Origin of the sequence: Clostridioides sp. ZZV14-6150, from assembly GCF_020657875.1 — a bacterium.
Taxonomy (GTDB): Bacteria; Bacillota; Clostridia; order Peptostreptococcales; family Peptostreptococcaceae; genus Clostridioides.
The window spans coordinates 128,587-144,013 of record NZ_JAGWDA010000006.1; the positions used below are offsets into that span (position 1 = coordinate 128,587).

The 15,427-nt window shown below is 26.0% G+C and carries 13 protein-coding genes; 1 reads left to right on the forward strand and 12 read right to left on the reverse strand.

Translation table 11 applies throughout. The annotated features are described in order from the left end of the window. Nucleotides 1–155: 155 nt before the first annotated feature. The 7 genes from KGF41_RS09070 to KGF41_RS09100 form a co-directional block, all read right to left on the reverse strand. On the reverse strand, nucleotides 156–947 hold the full coding sequence (locus KGF41_RS09070; RefSeq protein WP_227856591.1) for an ABC transporter permease: 792 nt from the start codon (nucleotides 945–947) through the stop codon (nucleotides 156–158). After that, nucleotides 948–1,823: an ATP-binding cassette domain-containing protein gene (locus tag KGF41_RS09075; RefSeq protein WP_227827362.1), complete on the reverse strand. Its 876-nt coding sequence runs from the start codon at nucleotides 1,821–1,823 to the stop codon at nucleotides 948–950. It lies immediately after the preceding gene. A gap of 3 nt (nucleotides 1,824–1,826) precedes the next feature. Then, nucleotides 1,827–2,195: a GntR family transcriptional regulator gene (locus tag KGF41_RS09080; protein ID WP_227856592.1), complete on the reverse strand. Its 369-nt coding sequence runs from the start codon at nucleotides 2,193–2,195 to the stop codon at nucleotides 1,827–1,829. Nucleotides 2,196–2,382: 187 nt separating this feature from the next. After that, a complete protein-coding gene (deoC, locus tag KGF41_RS09085) occupies nucleotides 2,383–3,042 on the reverse strand; it encodes a deoxyribose-phosphate aldolase (protein WP_227856593.1) in 660 nt (219 codons plus the stop codon). A 35-nt stretch (nucleotides 3,043–3,077) separates the two neighbouring features. Beyond that, nucleotides 3,078–4,622 carry a murein biosynthesis integral membrane protein MurJ gene (gene murJ, locus KGF41_RS09090; protein ID WP_227856594.1) on the reverse strand — a complete coding sequence of 515 codons (1,545 nt, stop codon included), beginning with the start codon at nucleotides 4,620–4,622 and terminating at the stop codon, nucleotides 3,078–3,080. Nucleotides 4,623–5,317: 695 nt separating this feature from the next. Then, entirely contained in the window at nucleotides 5,318–6,202 is an 885-nt protein-coding gene (locus tag KGF41_RS09095) for an RNA polymerase sigma factor RpoD/SigA (RefSeq protein WP_227841904.1), read from the reverse strand. Between the two features lie 290 nt (nucleotides 6,203–6,492). Further along, on the reverse strand, nucleotides 6,493–6,969 hold the full coding sequence (locus KGF41_RS09100; protein WP_227841905.1) for a type I restriction enzyme HsdR N-terminal domain-containing protein: 477 nt from the start codon (nucleotides 6,967–6,969) through the stop codon (nucleotides 6,493–6,495). 266 nt (nucleotides 6,970–7,235) lie between these two features. On the opposite strand from KGF41_RS09100, the gene KGF41_RS09105 reads away from it, so the two are divergent. Next, nucleotides 7,236–8,399, forward strand: a complete 1,164-nt coding sequence (locus KGF41_RS09105) for a DUF1002 domain-containing protein (protein WP_227841465.1) — start codon at nucleotides 7,236–7,238, stop codon at nucleotides 8,397–8,399. Between the two features lie 78 nt (nucleotides 8,400–8,477). Here KGF41_RS09105 and proC read toward each other — a convergent pair whose 3' ends face one another. The 5 genes from proC to KGF41_RS09130 form a co-directional block, all read right to left on the reverse strand. Continuing rightward, nucleotides 8,478–9,281, reverse strand: coding sequence for a pyrroline-5-carboxylate reductase (gene proC, locus KGF41_RS09110; protein ID WP_227856595.1), 804 nt, complete (start codon nucleotides 9,279–9,281; stop codon nucleotides 8,478–8,480). A gap of 36 nt (nucleotides 9,282–9,317) precedes the next feature. Continuing rightward, a complete protein-coding gene (locus KGF41_RS09115; protein WP_413840640.1) occupies nucleotides 9,318–9,908 on the reverse strand; it encodes a helix-turn-helix domain-containing protein in 591 nt (196 codons plus the stop codon). A gap of 1,090 nt (nucleotides 9,909–10,998) precedes the next feature. Next, nucleotides 10,999–11,607 (reverse strand): DNA-3-methyladenine glycosylase, encoded by a 609-nt coding sequence (locus KGF41_RS09120; RefSeq protein WP_227827356.1) that lies wholly within the window; start codon nucleotides 11,605–11,607, stop codon nucleotides 10,999–11,001. 114 nt (nucleotides 11,608–11,721) lie between these two features. After that, complete coding sequence (locus KGF41_RS09125; RefSeq protein ID WP_227827355.1) at nucleotides 11,722–14,460, reverse strand: PAS domain-containing sensor histidine kinase; 2,739 nt, start codon at nucleotides 14,458–14,460, stop codon at nucleotides 11,722–11,724. 148 nt (nucleotides 14,461–14,608) lie between these two features. Further along, nucleotides 14,609–15,400, reverse strand: a complete 792-nt coding sequence (locus KGF41_RS09130; RefSeq protein WP_227827354.1) for a MetQ/NlpA family ABC transporter substrate-binding protein — start codon at nucleotides 15,398–15,400, stop codon at nucleotides 14,609–14,611. Nucleotides 15,401–15,427 lie beyond the last annotated feature (27 nt).

A 15,427-nucleotide genomic window follows, 5' to 3' on the forward strand; every position in this document is an offset into this window, starting at 1 on the left:
TAATAAAGCTAGCTTAAAGTAACCGTATTCAAATTTCACTTTAGAAACTTTATATTTGCAATGAAATTAAAGCCCTTAAAATCCAAAACAAATGGTTTTTAAGGGCTTTTTACTAGTACTATTTAAATCTACTTTTAAGGTAATTTTTATTTTAACTATAATAAATCATTTGCATAATCCTTGATTGGAGCTCTTCTAAGTAGTAATATTATTAAGGCTATACAAATAAATATGGCTCCTACTTTTAACCCTAATAAAACAGAAGGATTTGCAAATAAAATAATAATTTTATCTAAATGTATAAGCATTTTTTGTGTATGTTTAATTGCAAAGTTAACTACATAAATTAATATCAATATTGGTAATCCTATCAATAGAGTAAAGCTAGTAGCTTTTCTAACTCTATATGTAAAAGCACCCAACAAAGCACCTATCAAACCTATACACATTTCACTAATACATAAATTTATAAAATAATTTAAGTAAGCTAGTGGCATATTTGCTGTTGATGATTCTATTATCATGGGTATAGAAGTCCAAAGTAAATCTTGTTTCAGTAAAGATAATATATCCACCTTATAACCAGTTATAAACTCCATAGATAACTTTGATAAAAATATTAAAACTATACTTATAATAGAAAGAACAAAGGACAAAATAATTAAGGTTAGTATAATAGCTTTTATACAATTATTTCTATCTGCCCTTATACTTAAAGCTCCTGAAAAATCTTTATTTACTATGGATATTCCATATACAAATATTAGTATACTTATATAGTTTAAAAGTGGCGTTGTGAAAGATGATAAGTCTTGTTTAGGCAAATTAGCAAAAGTTACAATAATAAGTGGTAAAACATTTAAAAAAGCACCCATTACCAAAAATAAAATTATATATAGTTTTGTATTTTTATTAAAAAATTTCATATATGGTCTTAATTCATTCAATTACAAAACCTCCTTTTTAGTCATACTTACAAACATATCTTGTAATCCTATGTATCCTACATCTATATTTGAATTTTCAATTATATTTTCATCGTTTTTACTAAAGTCACCATAGTAAAAGTAGGCAACTGTATTTCCAAATGATTTCTTAGGCTTTACATTTCTTATTGCTTCTAACTTTTCTACTTCTTCTCTGCTTCCAGTAATATAATGAGCTTTTTGTTTTATAGTATCAATATCTTCATCTATAATAATCTTACCTTCATTTAATATTATTACATGCTCTAATAAATCATCTATTTCATCAATCAAATGAGTTGATATTATTATCGTTCTTGGATTTTTTATATAATTATCTAAGATTACATTATAAAATTCTTGCCTGTTTACTGCATCTAGGCCAATTGTTGGTTCATCAAATATAGTGATGGCTGAATTGGAACAAATTCCTATTATATTTGAAAGTATAGTCTTCATTCCCCTAGACAATTGTCTATACTTTTTCTTTATATTTAAATCAAAATATTTACATAGTTTTTCTTCTAATGCCTTATCATAATTTTTATAGAAGCTAGAAGAAAACTCGAATATTTGACCTACTTTAAAATCTGAATTATAAAATTCTTTTTCTCTTACAATACAAATATCTTCCAATACTTTTAAATCTTCTTTTATATTTTTTCCTGAAATTTCTATCTCTCCTTCATTCTGAATTAATTGATTTACTATTATATTCAATAATGTAGTTTTCCCAGCACCATTTTTTCCTAATAAACCATATATTTTATTTTCTTCAAAATTCAGAGACACGTTATCAAAAATCTTTTGTTTTTTAAAGCTATGAGATAAATTTTTTATCCTAATAGAGCTACTCATACATTACTCCCCCTTAAAATTTATTATAATATCAACTAATTCTTCTCTGTTTATTTCTAATTTATCTGCTTCTTGAAGTAGATTTTTTATAAAATTATTTTTAAAGTTTTCTTTCCTAACTTCTTTTATTATACTTCTTGCTCCCTCTGATACAAACATTCCTATCCCTCTCTTCTTATATAAAATATTCTTATCAACTAATGTATTTATTCCTTTCAAGACTGTAGCAGGATTAATTTTATAAAGCTTTGAAAGTTCAGTTGTTGATGGAACCTGTTCTTCTTCTTTTATACCATCTGATAATATTTCATCTTCAATTGCTTGTGCTATTTGAATAAATATGGGTTCTTCATTATTTAATATTAATTTCATAGATTCCTCCTTTCTAAGTTGGTTAATTACTTAAGTAACTAACTATATAACTATAGTATATTATAAAATCTTCTCTGTCAATACTAAATAAAAAAACAGAGGGAAATTTCCCTCTGTTGTTTTGTTTTATAAATTTATAATTAAACTAGTGTCTAATTGTTATTGATTTATCCATAAATCAATAGTTTTAATAACCTGTTATATCTTCATTTTTTAATATTTTACATATTGAACTAGTACCTAATCTTTCAGCACCTGCCTCTATAAATTTTTCTGCATCAGAAATCGATTTAACACCTCCAGCAGCCTTTATCTTAACATTTTTTCCAACATGCTCTTTCATAAGCTTTATATCTTCCAAAGTAGCTCCACCTGTTCCCATTCCAGTAGATGTCTTTATAAAATCTGCACCAGACACTGTTACTATGTCACACATCTTTACTTTTTCACATTCCTCTAAATAACATGTTTCTATAATAACCTTTAATATTTTCTCTCCAATAATTGCTTTTATTTCTTTTATCTCATTTTCTATCTTCTCATAGTCTCCATTTTTAATGTCTGAAATATTTACAACCATATCAACTTCATCTGCTCCATTTTTAATTGCATCTTCAGCTTCAAATACCTTTGTTGCAGTGGTTTGATATCCTAGAGGAAATCCTATTACTGTACATACCTTTATTTTACTATTTAAATATTCTGCTGCTCTTTTTACATATGATGGTGATATACAAACTGATGCTACATTCATGTTTATAGCCTCATCACACAAAACCTTAATATCTTCCCATGTCGTTGTAGCCTTTAAAATAGTATGGTCTACCGTTTTTAATATGTGTTTCATAAAATCCTCCTAAATATATAATTAATATAGTTAAACTAGTTTTTTAAGTGTAACTTTCTTTTGGCAATATTTAATATCATATCAACTTCTTCAACTTTAAAAATGGTCATTAGTAATGTATAAATTCCACCTCCAACTATTACTGAAATGGTTAATGATACTAACTCGTTAAGTCTACCTACTCCTAAAAGTCCAAATATAAATTTATACGTAAAATATGATAAAATTCCCATAATAACTGATGCTACTAATGATTTTAAGGTTGCTTTTATTATCTTATCTTGTCCAAAATAACCTACTTTCCTTCTTAAATTTAGGAAAAGTAACAATATACATGCAATTGATGATGAACTAGTTGCAAGAGCAAGACCACCATGAGCCATAGGTTTTATTAAAATTAAATCTAGCACTATATTTACACAAACAGATATAATACCATTTACCATAGGTGTTTTTGTATCTTGTAATGAATAAAAAACTTTACCTAATATATCTCTAAGTCCAAATGCAGTCATTCCAACTGCATAGAAAACTAAAGCAGTTGCTGTCATTTGAGTTGCTCTAGCATCAAAAGCTCCTCTTTCAAATATAACTCTAACAACTGGATTTGCAAAAACAATAGACCCAACTGAAATAGGAATCATAGAAATTATTATCATATTGACACTAGATTTAACTGAACTTGTAAATTTTTTTTGATTATTCTCTGCACTTAATTTCGACAGCATGGGATACATAACAGACACTATTGAGGCTGTAAATGTCCCTGTAACAAAACCATTTAGCCTATCTGCATAAGTAAGTGCTGGTATGCTACCTTTAACTAATGTAGATGCTAAAGTTGTATCAACTAATGAGTTTACTTGATTAACAGCAACACCTATAAACACTGGTGAAAGTAATGTCAGCAATTTTATAAGACTATCATCTTTAAAGTCTAAGTAAAATGAATATTTGTAATCTGTTTTTTTAACAAAAAACAGGTAAAAAAGTAGCTGAACTATCATAGCAACTACAGCACCAACTGGAAGTACATATGGTCCAAATACGGTACTTATCATTATTGAAATAATTATTACTATATTATAGGGGATACTACCAAATCCAACTATAATAAAATTTTCTTTTATTTGTAAAAATGCTGACATAACACTAGTGATACCTATAAATATTATTCCTGTTATAAGTACTTTAGTAAATTTTACAGTAAGCTCAAATCTTTCGCCTTCAAATCCTATAGCAAATATACTCACAAGTTGTTTTGAAAAAATCACACCCAGTATAGCTACAATTATGCATATACCAACTATTATATTTAAAACATTGTTTAAAAATTTTACTGCTTGTTTTTCACCTTGTTTACTACTTATATCTTGATACATTGGTATAAAAGTAGTAACTATAGCAGTTCCTATTGCTGCAAATATAATATTTGGTATATTCATAGCTGTCAAATAACTTTCTGTATACAAACCTGTTCCATAAATTGACGATAAAACTAATTCTCTACCCATGCCAAGAATCTTAGATATTACAGTAACTATCATCAAGTAAAAAGTTGCTTTAGCTACCTTGCTCATTTTATCACTCCACTTCTAACACACTTCTTTTAGTTCAGTAAAAGCCAGCCTATTATATATAATTTAATATATTATTCCTACATTTTACAAAGATAATAGTAGTTGTTTATTTTTTAATATATCATAAATAATATTACCTTCATGTTTTTTATTTCTACAACATTTTCTATAATTACAATTTAAATCTAATAGTATAAATTTAATTGAGCTCACAGAAATGGAGTTATTATTTTCTAATCTTGGTAAAACAAAAACACTTATATTGGTTATATATTCAAATTTCATTTTATTCATTTCTTATAACTTAATAATCTCCACATAAGGAAAATATATAATCATTTTTAAGTTATATTTTAACATATTTTATCTATTTTGAAAAATTTTAATCACTTTTACTAAATAACTATTCATTTAAAGAAAATTTAAAAAAGTATTCTCCTCAATGAAGAATACTTAACAGAAATATATAAGTGCATTTTAAAGAAAATATATCAATATGATTATTAATAATCGTCACTAAGCTAGTAAAAACTCAACTTTTCTACAAGTTAAAGTAATGTAGAAGTAATTTTTATTTTATTAACTTCATGTTTTCCTATTGAAAAACCATTATTGACTATGCGTAAGTATAACAAAAGAAAAAATAAAAGCAGGAGAATCTTTCTCCTACTTTCTTTTATATTAGCTTTAAAATATTAATAAAAATGCTTTAATTGTTTTAATTTACTTGGATGTCTTAATTTTCTTATTGCTTTAGCTTCTATTTGTCTTATTCTTTCTCTAGTAACTCCAAACACTTTTCCAATCTGTTCTAATGTCTTAGGGTCATCATCATCAATGCCAAATCTCATTCTCAAAACCTGCTGTTCTTGTTCTCCAAGACCTGTAAGTAATTCTTCTATTTTTTCTTTTAAATTATGTTGTTCCACTTCATACATTACAACATCTTTAAAATCAGCATCTGATGGTATAAATTCAACTAAACTACTATCTTCATCTTCTTTTAATGGTGTATCCAAAGATACAACATTTTTATCTCGTTTTAATAATTCCAATACTTTCTCAACCTCAAGACCACAAGCATCTGCAATCTCATCTACAGTTGGTTCTCTTAATAATACATTTAAAAGTTCTTGTTTCTTTTTCTTTACAAAATTTATTCTTTGGTGAAGATGTATAGGTATTCTAATAGTATTTTCGCAATCATCAATATATCTTGTTATGCTTTGTTTTATCCACCATGTGGCATAAGTGCTAAATTTGTATCCTTTTTTATAATCGTACTTCTCTACTGCTTTTATAAGTCCTATATTTCCCGCTTGAATTAAATCTAGCATATCAATACTATCTCTTTTATATCTTTTTGCTATGCTCACTACCAACCTATAATTTGAATTTATAAACTTTTCCTTTGCTACTGAAGATGAGTTGATTATTTCCTTTGCCAGCTCTACCTCTTCTCCCGCTGACAACATTTTGTATTCCTCAATTTCCTTTAAATACATTTTCATCGCATTTGATACATTTGATGAACCCACACAAATATAATTTTCATAATTATTTTCTTTTTTAGTATCCATAATCAAACCCCTTCTATTCATAGAATTTGCTAAAACAAAAATAAATAATTTAAAACTACATAATCTGCAATTACATAATATCCTCTTCTTCAAATAAGTTGTTTTGTATATTATGTATACAAAGTTATAAAAACTATACCTATAATATTATTCTACTTCTAACCCTAATATCCTTCTTATATATATAATTTATTTTATTATATATTGTTATATCCTAAGTTTTTAAATTGATATATGTCTAAAAAAAGACTGTTAATTAAACAGTCTTTTTATATATATATGCTTGTTATTTACTTTTCATGATGATTGCATCCACATCCACAATTTTCATCGTGATGATGATGTTCTTCTTCTAAAGCTTTAACTTGTTGTTCCATCTCATTAAACTCTTTTACCATTATGTCATAAGTTGGAAGTGCTGCCTCAGTATCATACTCTTCGCCTCTCCAATCAGCATACATCATAGCATCACCATTAGTTAAAACCAATCTACCTGACATAGTTATGTTATCTACTTCTTCTAGAAATTCTATTTGTTTTTGTAAAACTTCCCCTTCTAATTCTACATCTTCATCTAAACACTGTACTATCATTACTGGAGCGTAATAATCCTCATCATCTTTAACATTTACAATAATATCTAAAGTTCCCTCTGCACCTTCTTCAAATTCTGCTAATTCAACATTTGTATCAATCATATCCTGAGGTACTAATAAATCTTCTATTAAATATTTTATTACTCTATCTTTTACTAATTCTTTTGACATTTATTTTTTCTCCTTCCGATTCTATAACATTATCATAATCATTTCTATATTATAGTATACTACATTAATTGTTTTTTCAATCTCTTATAAAAATTATTTTTTTATTATTTACCTTATATTACCTTTTTTATTACAAACTTGTAATCGCATTGATTTAAAAAATAGTTTATATTTAGTATAATAGAAATGTAGCACATATTTTTATTCAATATATTGATAAAATATATATTGAAAATGTAATGTATGTTAAATCTAGGAGGATTATTATGAAGTTTAAAAAACAAATTAGCTCTATTATTATATCTACTATGCTTGTGTTTGGAAGTTTAAACCTTGCTTATGCAGATGGTACAAATGTCGTTACACTTGGAGCTAACTTATCAGAGTCTCAAAAGCAACAAATGCTTAATTATTTTGGAGTTAAAAAAGACCAAGTCTTAGTTTTAGATGTAACAAATGCAGAAGAAAGACAATATTTACAAGGTGTTGCAACAGAGAGCCAACTTGGTAAAGTTACTATTTCTTGCTCATATGTTGAGCCTACAACAAAAGGCAATGGCATTAATGTTAAAACAGCAAATTTAACTTGGGTAACTAGCTCAATGATTGCTTCAACACTTACAACAGCTGGTCTTGAAAATGCAAATGTTATTGCTGCTGCTCCATATCCTGTAAGTGGTACTGGTGCATTGACAGGAATTATGAAAGCATTTGAAGATGCATCAGGAAAAAAACTTGACGAAACAAAAAAGGAAATTGCTTCTGAAGAGTTAGTAGTTACAGGTGATTTAGGAGATGATATAGGTCAAGAAAAAGCAACTGGTGTAATGAATGATATAAAAACAGAAATTGTAAAAAATGGTACAAAGGATACTAATCAAATAGCCAACACAATAAATAATGTTGTAAATAATTACAATATTACTATTACACCAGAACAAAAAGAGCAAATTCAAGGTGTAATGAAAAAAATAGCTGACCAGGATTATGATTACAACAACATGAAAAATACATTAGACAATGTATCAAATAATGTAAATGAACAATTAAAAAAATTAGGTGAAAGTGTTAAGGGCTCTGGAATACTAGATACTATAGGTGGATGGTTTAGTGGAATAGGAGATTGGTTCTCTGGTTTATTCTCAGGAGGAGATAAAAAAGATCTAGGAATCTTAAATAACACTAATGATGAGTCTCTTGGCTCAAATGCTGTGATAAACTCTACAGATGGTGTTCAAATAGATCCACAAGATAATACTAACTCTAATGATAATAGCAATACAAATAATTCAGAAAATAATAGTGAAAATAATGGTAACTCTCAATCAGGTGAAAATAACACAACTAATAATTCTGAAAATCAATCCAATACTGACGACTCAGTTGGTTTCTTTGAAAAAATAAAAAATTGGCTTTCAGGCTTATTTTAAAAATTAAGTAAAAAAAGAATTGCCTAACATAGAAATTTTCTATAAAAGGCAATTCTTTTTATTTCCAATAAATTCTTATTACTCACTCATTTTTTGAGATTTTTCTATACATGCACATATAGCTTTTATAACAGATGCTCTAAAACCTTCCTCTTCAAGGACTTTAACTGCTTCTATAGTAGTCCCTCCAGGTGAGCATACCATATCTTTTAGTTCACCAGGATGTTTTCCTGTTTCAAGTACCATTTTTGCAGAACCCATAACTGCTTGTGCTGCAAATTTATATGCTTGTTGTCTTGGCATTCCTGCAATTACTGCTGCATCTGCAATAGCTTCTATAAACAAAAACACATAGGCTGGTGCAGAACCACTCGCTCCAATCACTGCTTCTATAAGATATTCTGGTACGACTTCAGTGTTTCCAAAAGAACTAAATACTTCTACCACTGCTTCTAAGTCTTCATCTTTTATATTTTTATTTATAGATATTGAAGACATAGCCTCATTTACAAGTGCAGGAGTATTAGGCATAGTTCTAACTATTTTTTTATTTTCACCTATAATTGCCTCTATATCTTTTATAGATTTTCCTGCTGCTATTGTAACTATAATTTTACTATCATCTACAAAATCTTTTATCTCTTCTAAAATATCATCATATATGTCTGGCTTAACAGCTACAATTACTATATCAGAATTTCTAGTAACCTCTTTTGAATCTTTTGTAGTATTTATACCAAAATTTGCATGTATTCTATCAAGAGTTCCTTGAGTATATGCTGATGCTGTTACCATATTAGGTTCAACTAATTTTGAATTTACTATACCACCTATCATAGCACTGGCCATATTTCCTGCACCTATAAATCCAATTTTTTTCACTGTAATACTCCTCCTTAAATAAGTAGTAACTAAATTTTAAGCTTCTTTAACTGTATCAGAATTTTCAAATGGATTTGGTATACTTACCACTAAAATTCTTACCATCTTATTAGTATAGTTAACCCAATTGTGATTGTTCTTTTCACTATTGTAGTGTATTGTATCACCTGGATACATTTCAATTTGCTCATCACCCAAAAACACTGTAAGAGTGCCCTCTAAAACATATACAAATTCTTCACCACTATGTACATAGCAACAAATTTCTTCACTACTTTTACTTGGAAGAATTTCAATTAATCTTGGTAACATAGTTTTTTCTTTTAAATTAGATGATAAATGATAATGTATAAATGTTGAATTTTCTACATCAAAAACTTCTTTTTCATAACTTCTTAATACAGGTCTCTTATGCTCCTTTGGCTTCATAAAAAAGTAAGTCAAATCTACATCCAATACATTTGCTATTTTACCCAATGAATCTGTTGCCACACTTGTTAATCCTCTTTCAAGTTGTGACAAAAATCCAATTGATAAGTTTGTTTTCTCACTCATATCTTTCAGTGTCATTTGTTTTTGAGTTCTAAGTTGCTTTATTTTTGCTCCTATGTCCTTATTCAAAACCATCACCCCTAAATAATTTTAATTTTTTCATAATATAAATATAAGAATATAAATATAGGCTATTATATCTATAATATTTCACCTCAAAAAAACTTTATTAGTATAAATATAATTTATTCACTTTCTTTTGTCTACACATTTATCATTATTTATAATTTATTATTGTATATGTCTCTACCTAATTTAGTAAAAGTTATTAATTATTTCTATATTTTTTAATATATCTGATTATTATTACTTTTTTTATATTATAAAACTATATTATAAAACTTAAGTTATTCATATAATTTGCTTTATTATTTATATAGTTTATAATATATAAATCTTATTAGTATAATTTTTATCAGATTACTATCTTTAATTTGTGTACATTGCATTATATAGTTTATTTGAATTTAACTATTAAAAATTAAACTTATTATATTGCTATTTCTACAGATTCTTACATCCTTTATAATAATTATAACATAATTTTACAATTTAATAGTATCTATTCAATGCCTTTTTTTATTTATACAACATCTTATATTTTATAGTCCAAAACTATACATATTTTTCTAATGTTTATACAGATACAGCCTTGTTATTTCCTAATTTAGCAATCGTTATCAAAATATTTATCATCTTTTTAAATTCCATTTTTAATTTTTCTGTCTAACAATAATTTTCATAACAAAGCATATGAAATCATCTTATAACCTCAATCATACGATTTTAAATATATCTCTATTCTAAAGATACTTTCTTTTTTTGTCAAAATTTTTCTATTTTTTATAAATAATTATTTGTTGTAATAAATAATCTGTTTAATATAAAATAAACCAACTTTATGTATAAACACGACTATTCTTAATAAAATGCGTCCAAAAGTTAATATTCATTTATTTTATAGTATAATATTATCATACTTATTTTATTGAAATATATCTTTGTTTGTATAAACAAAACAATTGAAAATAATTATAAAAATCTACTAAAAATACATCTTCTCCTCTATAAATTTATTTATACTAAAATAAAAATTCTGTAAAAAATAAGATATATATTTATAAAAAATAATTTTTATAAATATATATCTTATTGATATCAGTACTTACTCTATATAAAAACGCCATAAAAAATCTTTTGCTTCTTCTGCATAGTCTATATTTATACGTTTACTAATTTTTATATCCAATTCGCCTTCACTACATACCTTTTTTCCTTCATTATCATAATAAAAGTCACTTATATATAATTCTTCACCCATTATACTCTTACTATTTAAGCTTCTATCTATTTTTAAAGCCTTACAAAGTTTTCCTGGTCCATTAGTAATATTTTTTATTTGATACTTACTCAAATTATCATACAATTTATTATATCTATTTATAGATATCTCATCTAAAGAAGTTATTGGTTCCACACCTCTTATCAACACACACTCTGGTACATTTTCTATATTTGCTGATAGATTTAGACAATTGTACATACCATAAATTAAATAAACATATATATGTCCACCATCTAAATACAGAGGCTTAGTTCTCTCAGTTCTTTTATCACCATATACATGTGCACCTTTGTCATTTATACCCATGTATGCCTCTGTCTCTACTATCTTGGTAACAATTGTTTTATTTTCATACTTTCTTATTAAATATTTACCTAATATAGATTTAGCTAAATCAATTCCATTTTTCCTAAAAAAATCCTTTTCCAAAATTTCACCTCATAAAGTTTATTTATAGTCAGTTAAATACAGCTAAAATTATAAGTAAAATTAGTCTGCTTTTAATTGTATATTAATATATAAAATAATGGATTTCAATATTTACTACTTATATATATCAAAAAATTCTATCTCGAATTTTTCAATATTATCATTGTAATTTGATTTATCATAGACTTCTTCAACTACTTCTTTAATTGGGAATATGATTTTCACCTCTGTTCCTTCTCCTAATTTACTATCTATATAAATTTCTCCATTTTGAATTTCAATTAACGATTTTGCAAGACACAATCCTATTCCACTGCCGAATTCGTTTGATATACCACTATTTTCAATTTGTTTAAATCTATTAAATATGTCATTTAATTTTTCCTTTTCTATACCTATTCCAGTATCTTTTATAAGTATTTCTACATTTGCACCTTCTTTATATATTCCTACAAGTATTTCTCCACCTTCTAAAGTAAACTTTATAGCATTTGATAATATATTCAATATTATCCTTTCTATAGATTCTGGGTCAAGACCTACTCTCATAGTTTCCTCATTTGTATCAAAAACTAAGTCGATTCCCTTAGATTTTGCATAACTGCTAATGGATGTAACTATTCTTTCTGTTATATCGATAATATCAAAGTTAACTGCTTTAATCTTATATATTTCTGATTTAACTTGAGAAATATTTATTATATTATCTATTAATCTTAATAATCTAAACATGTTTTGTTTAGTTATTTTTATGTGTTCTCTTAATATATCTTGACAGTCAATTATCTTGCCTTTTTTATAAAGATTCTCGATAAGCTGAACTGAGCTATAGATATTATTTAAAGGAGTCTTGAGTTCATGAGATATATTAGCATAGAACTCCATCTTCATCTGGTCATACTGTCTTTGTTTTATTAATGCTTTTTTAAGTCTCTCAGACTCTCTTTGTACACTTAAATCTTTAATGATTCTCACTCTACTTCTCTTCTGTCCAAAGTATAAGGTTCTTGATATCATATTTACTTCTTTAATATGATTGTTTTCATTTACTATATGAATACTTTTTTCTCTTTCACCTATATTTAAATTGTTTATGTATTTTTTTACCAAGATATTTCTATATTTTTGTGTTGTTACTCCTAGTACATCACTTGATATTCCAAATAATTCTCTAAAAGCTCTATTTGTATAAAGTACTCTTGATGTACTTAAATCTTCAAGAAAAATAGCCTCTGGTATAGCATCTAATAATTTTTCATATATTATTTTTTGTTCATTTACTGTTCTAAGTATATTTATTTCTTTGGTTATATCTCTAAATGTAAGTAACTTAAATAATTTATTATTTGACCAATAATCTCCAACTCTCACTTCTTCAACATGTTCTTCACCATCTGAATCAGACATTACAAAATTAACTATACAATTTGCTGTATCATTATAACTTACTATTTCAGCTTTCTTTTCTTTTGTTAGATTTAATCTTTTAAAGTCTCTATTATCAAAGAAATCTATGTTAAAAGTTTCAAAATATTTTTCTAATGTCATATTAACTAGCTCTTTTGATGTACATTTAAAACTCTTTTCATATTTTTTATTTATGCTTATTACTTTATTCTTCTTTATACCACCTTCTGCACTTCTTACAAGTATAGGAGAGGGTATATTTAATATTATATTTTCATAATCTTTATTTATAGCCCTTATCTCTTTATCCATTTTTATTTCATTTGTAATATTATTTAAGCTTATTAAATAATTACTTTCTTCTTCATTATTACTTAAACTTAGCAAATATATTTTATTATTTAGCTCTACTTGTTTATCAATTATACTTATATCCTTATCAAATTTTTTTAGCTTTTCAGCTACACACTCATCTTCTTTTATAAAATTTAATATGTGATAAAAGTTTTTCATGTCCTTTGAAAATTCATCTTTAAATGCATTATTTGTATAACTTATATTAAAATCATAATCTGTTATTATCCATACATTTGGTATAGTATCAAGTGCTTGTCTTAATAACTCCTTTCTTTCATCTATGTAATTTTTTAATGTTTTCTGTATAGTCATATCCTTTTCTATTGCTAGATTTATCTTACTTAATTGTTCTGACTTTTTACTTAACTTCTTATTTATTGAATTTAATTCATAATATGGATATACTATTCTATTACTTAGACTGTATACATACACATAGTAAGTATGATTACATAACAATAAATACACTACTCCTATTAATCTATCTGTATCTACTATACTAATTTGACAAGTTGTTATAAAACCTATAATAGTTGCAAATAAAGCAAAGTATGATAAATTTTTTATTAAGCTATAATGTTCAGCTTCACTATTGATTTTGTTTAATACAAACAATAAATTGAACAAAGATATGACAATATTAATTGACATAATAATCATATTCAAATAAAAGTTATTAAAAATACTTCGTAGAAAATAATCTACTATTACAAAAGTACTGTTGAAAATCAACAAATGACTTATTCTCAGTTTTTTTATTTTAGAAATTGTTAAGTATATAAATGTAGATATATTAATTATACTTAAATTGAGTATCATAACTTGGAATTTTTGAATCTCTAATTCTGCTATGCCTAAAATCCCCACAAAAACTAATACAAGGCATCCTAATTTTAGTATATTTATAAATTCATCTTTTTCAAAACTAGTTATATAAACTATAGAATATCCAAATATCCAAAGTAAAATTATCCTATACATATTTATGGAAACTGTATACAAATTTATATTCAAAAGTGCAATAATTAAAAATAACCCATTAGCCAATATATAGACCTTATTCTTCCTTAAAGTTCCCTTAGATTCCATATTCCCCACCACTTCTTCATTTTTATATAGTTTTATCTATAAATATGTTACCACAATTCTCCCAAAAAATTTGTCACTTTCTAGTTATAAAAAAAAATGAGTAAAGTTTTTAAAATTTTACTCATTTTATAGATTTTGTATATTTAATTTAAAAAGCTGGAACGATACTTCCTTTATATTCATCTTGTATAAACTTTTTAACTTCTTTACTATTCATAGCTTCTGATAAAGCTTTAATCTTATCACTATCCTTATTATCTTCTCTACAAGCAATTATATTTACATATGGAGAATCACTTGATTCTATTACTATTGCATCTTTAGTAGGATTTAAATTAGCTGTTAAAGCATAATTAGAATTTATTACTGCTCCATCAACATCTTTTAATACTGTTGGTAATTGTTCTGCATTCATTTCTTTTATTTGTATATTTTTAGGATTTTTAGTTATATCTTTTTTAGTTATAAGTTCGCCATCTTTTACTTCTATTAATTTATGTTTTGCTAATAATTTAAGTGCTCTAGCTCCATTAGTCGCATCATTTGGTACAGCTATAACTGCTCCATCTTTTACTTCATCTAATGATTTAACTTTTTCTGAATAGAATCCCATTGGCTCTATATGAACTTTAGATGTATAAGTAAGTTTATATCCTTTTTCCTTAACAGTCTCCTCTAAAAATGGAATATGTTGAAAGAAGTTAGCATCCAAAGAACCTTCATCTAAGGCTGTATTTGGAAGCACATAATCATCAAATATCTTTACTTCTAAATCATATCCTTTTTCTTTTAATAAAGGTTTTGCAACTTCCAATATTTTTGCATGTGGATTTGATGATGCCCCTACTAATATTTTTTTATCCTCTTTGTTTGAACATCCTACTGCTGATATTGCTATTGCTGACACTAATGCTACTGATAATAATTTTTTTAATTTCATTTTTTACTCCCCCTTTAAAAATGTTTT

What these genes read in the sequence shown, in the direction of transcription:
- KGF41_RS09075 (WP_227827362.1), bottom strand. Translation starts at nt 1,823, where the DNA reads ATGAGTAGCTCTATTAGGATAAAAAATTTATCTCATAGCTTTAAAAAA.
- KGF41_RS09080 (WP_227856592.1), bottom strand. Translation starts at nt 2,195, where the DNA reads ATGAAATTAATATTAAATAATGAAGAACCCATATTTATTCAAATAGCA.
- deoC (WP_227856593.1), bottom strand. Translation starts at nt 3,042, where the DNA reads ATGAAACACATATTAAAAACGGTAGACCATACTATTTTAAAGGCTACA.
- murJ (WP_227856594.1), bottom strand. Translation starts at nt 4,622, where the DNA reads ATGAGCAAGGTAGCTAAAGCAACTTTTTACTTGATGATAGTTACTGTA.
- KGF41_RS09095 (WP_227841904.1), bottom strand. Translation starts at nt 6,202, where the DNA reads ATGGATACTAAAAAAGAAAATAATTATGAAAATTATATTTGTGTGGGT.
- KGF41_RS09100 (WP_227841905.1), bottom strand. Translation starts at nt 6,969, where the DNA reads ATGTCAAAAGAATTAGTAAAAGATAGAGTAATAAAATATTTAATAGAA.
- KGF41_RS09105 (WP_227841465.1), top strand. Translation starts at nt 7,236, where the DNA reads ATGAAGTTTAAAAAACAAATTAGCTCTATTATTATATCTACTATGCTT.
- KGF41_RS09115 (WP_413840640.1), bottom strand. Translation starts at nt 9,908, where the DNA reads ATGGTTTTGAATAAGGACATAGGAGCAAAAATAAAGCAACTTAGAACT.
- KGF41_RS09125 (WP_227827355.1), bottom strand. Translation starts at nt 14,460, where the DNA reads ATGGAATCTAAGGGAACTTTAAGGAAGAATAAGGTCTATATATTGGCT.
- KGF41_RS09130 (WP_227827354.1), bottom strand. Translation starts at nt 15,400, where the DNA reads ATGAAATTAAAAAAATTATTATCAGTAGCATTAGTGTCAGCAATAGCA.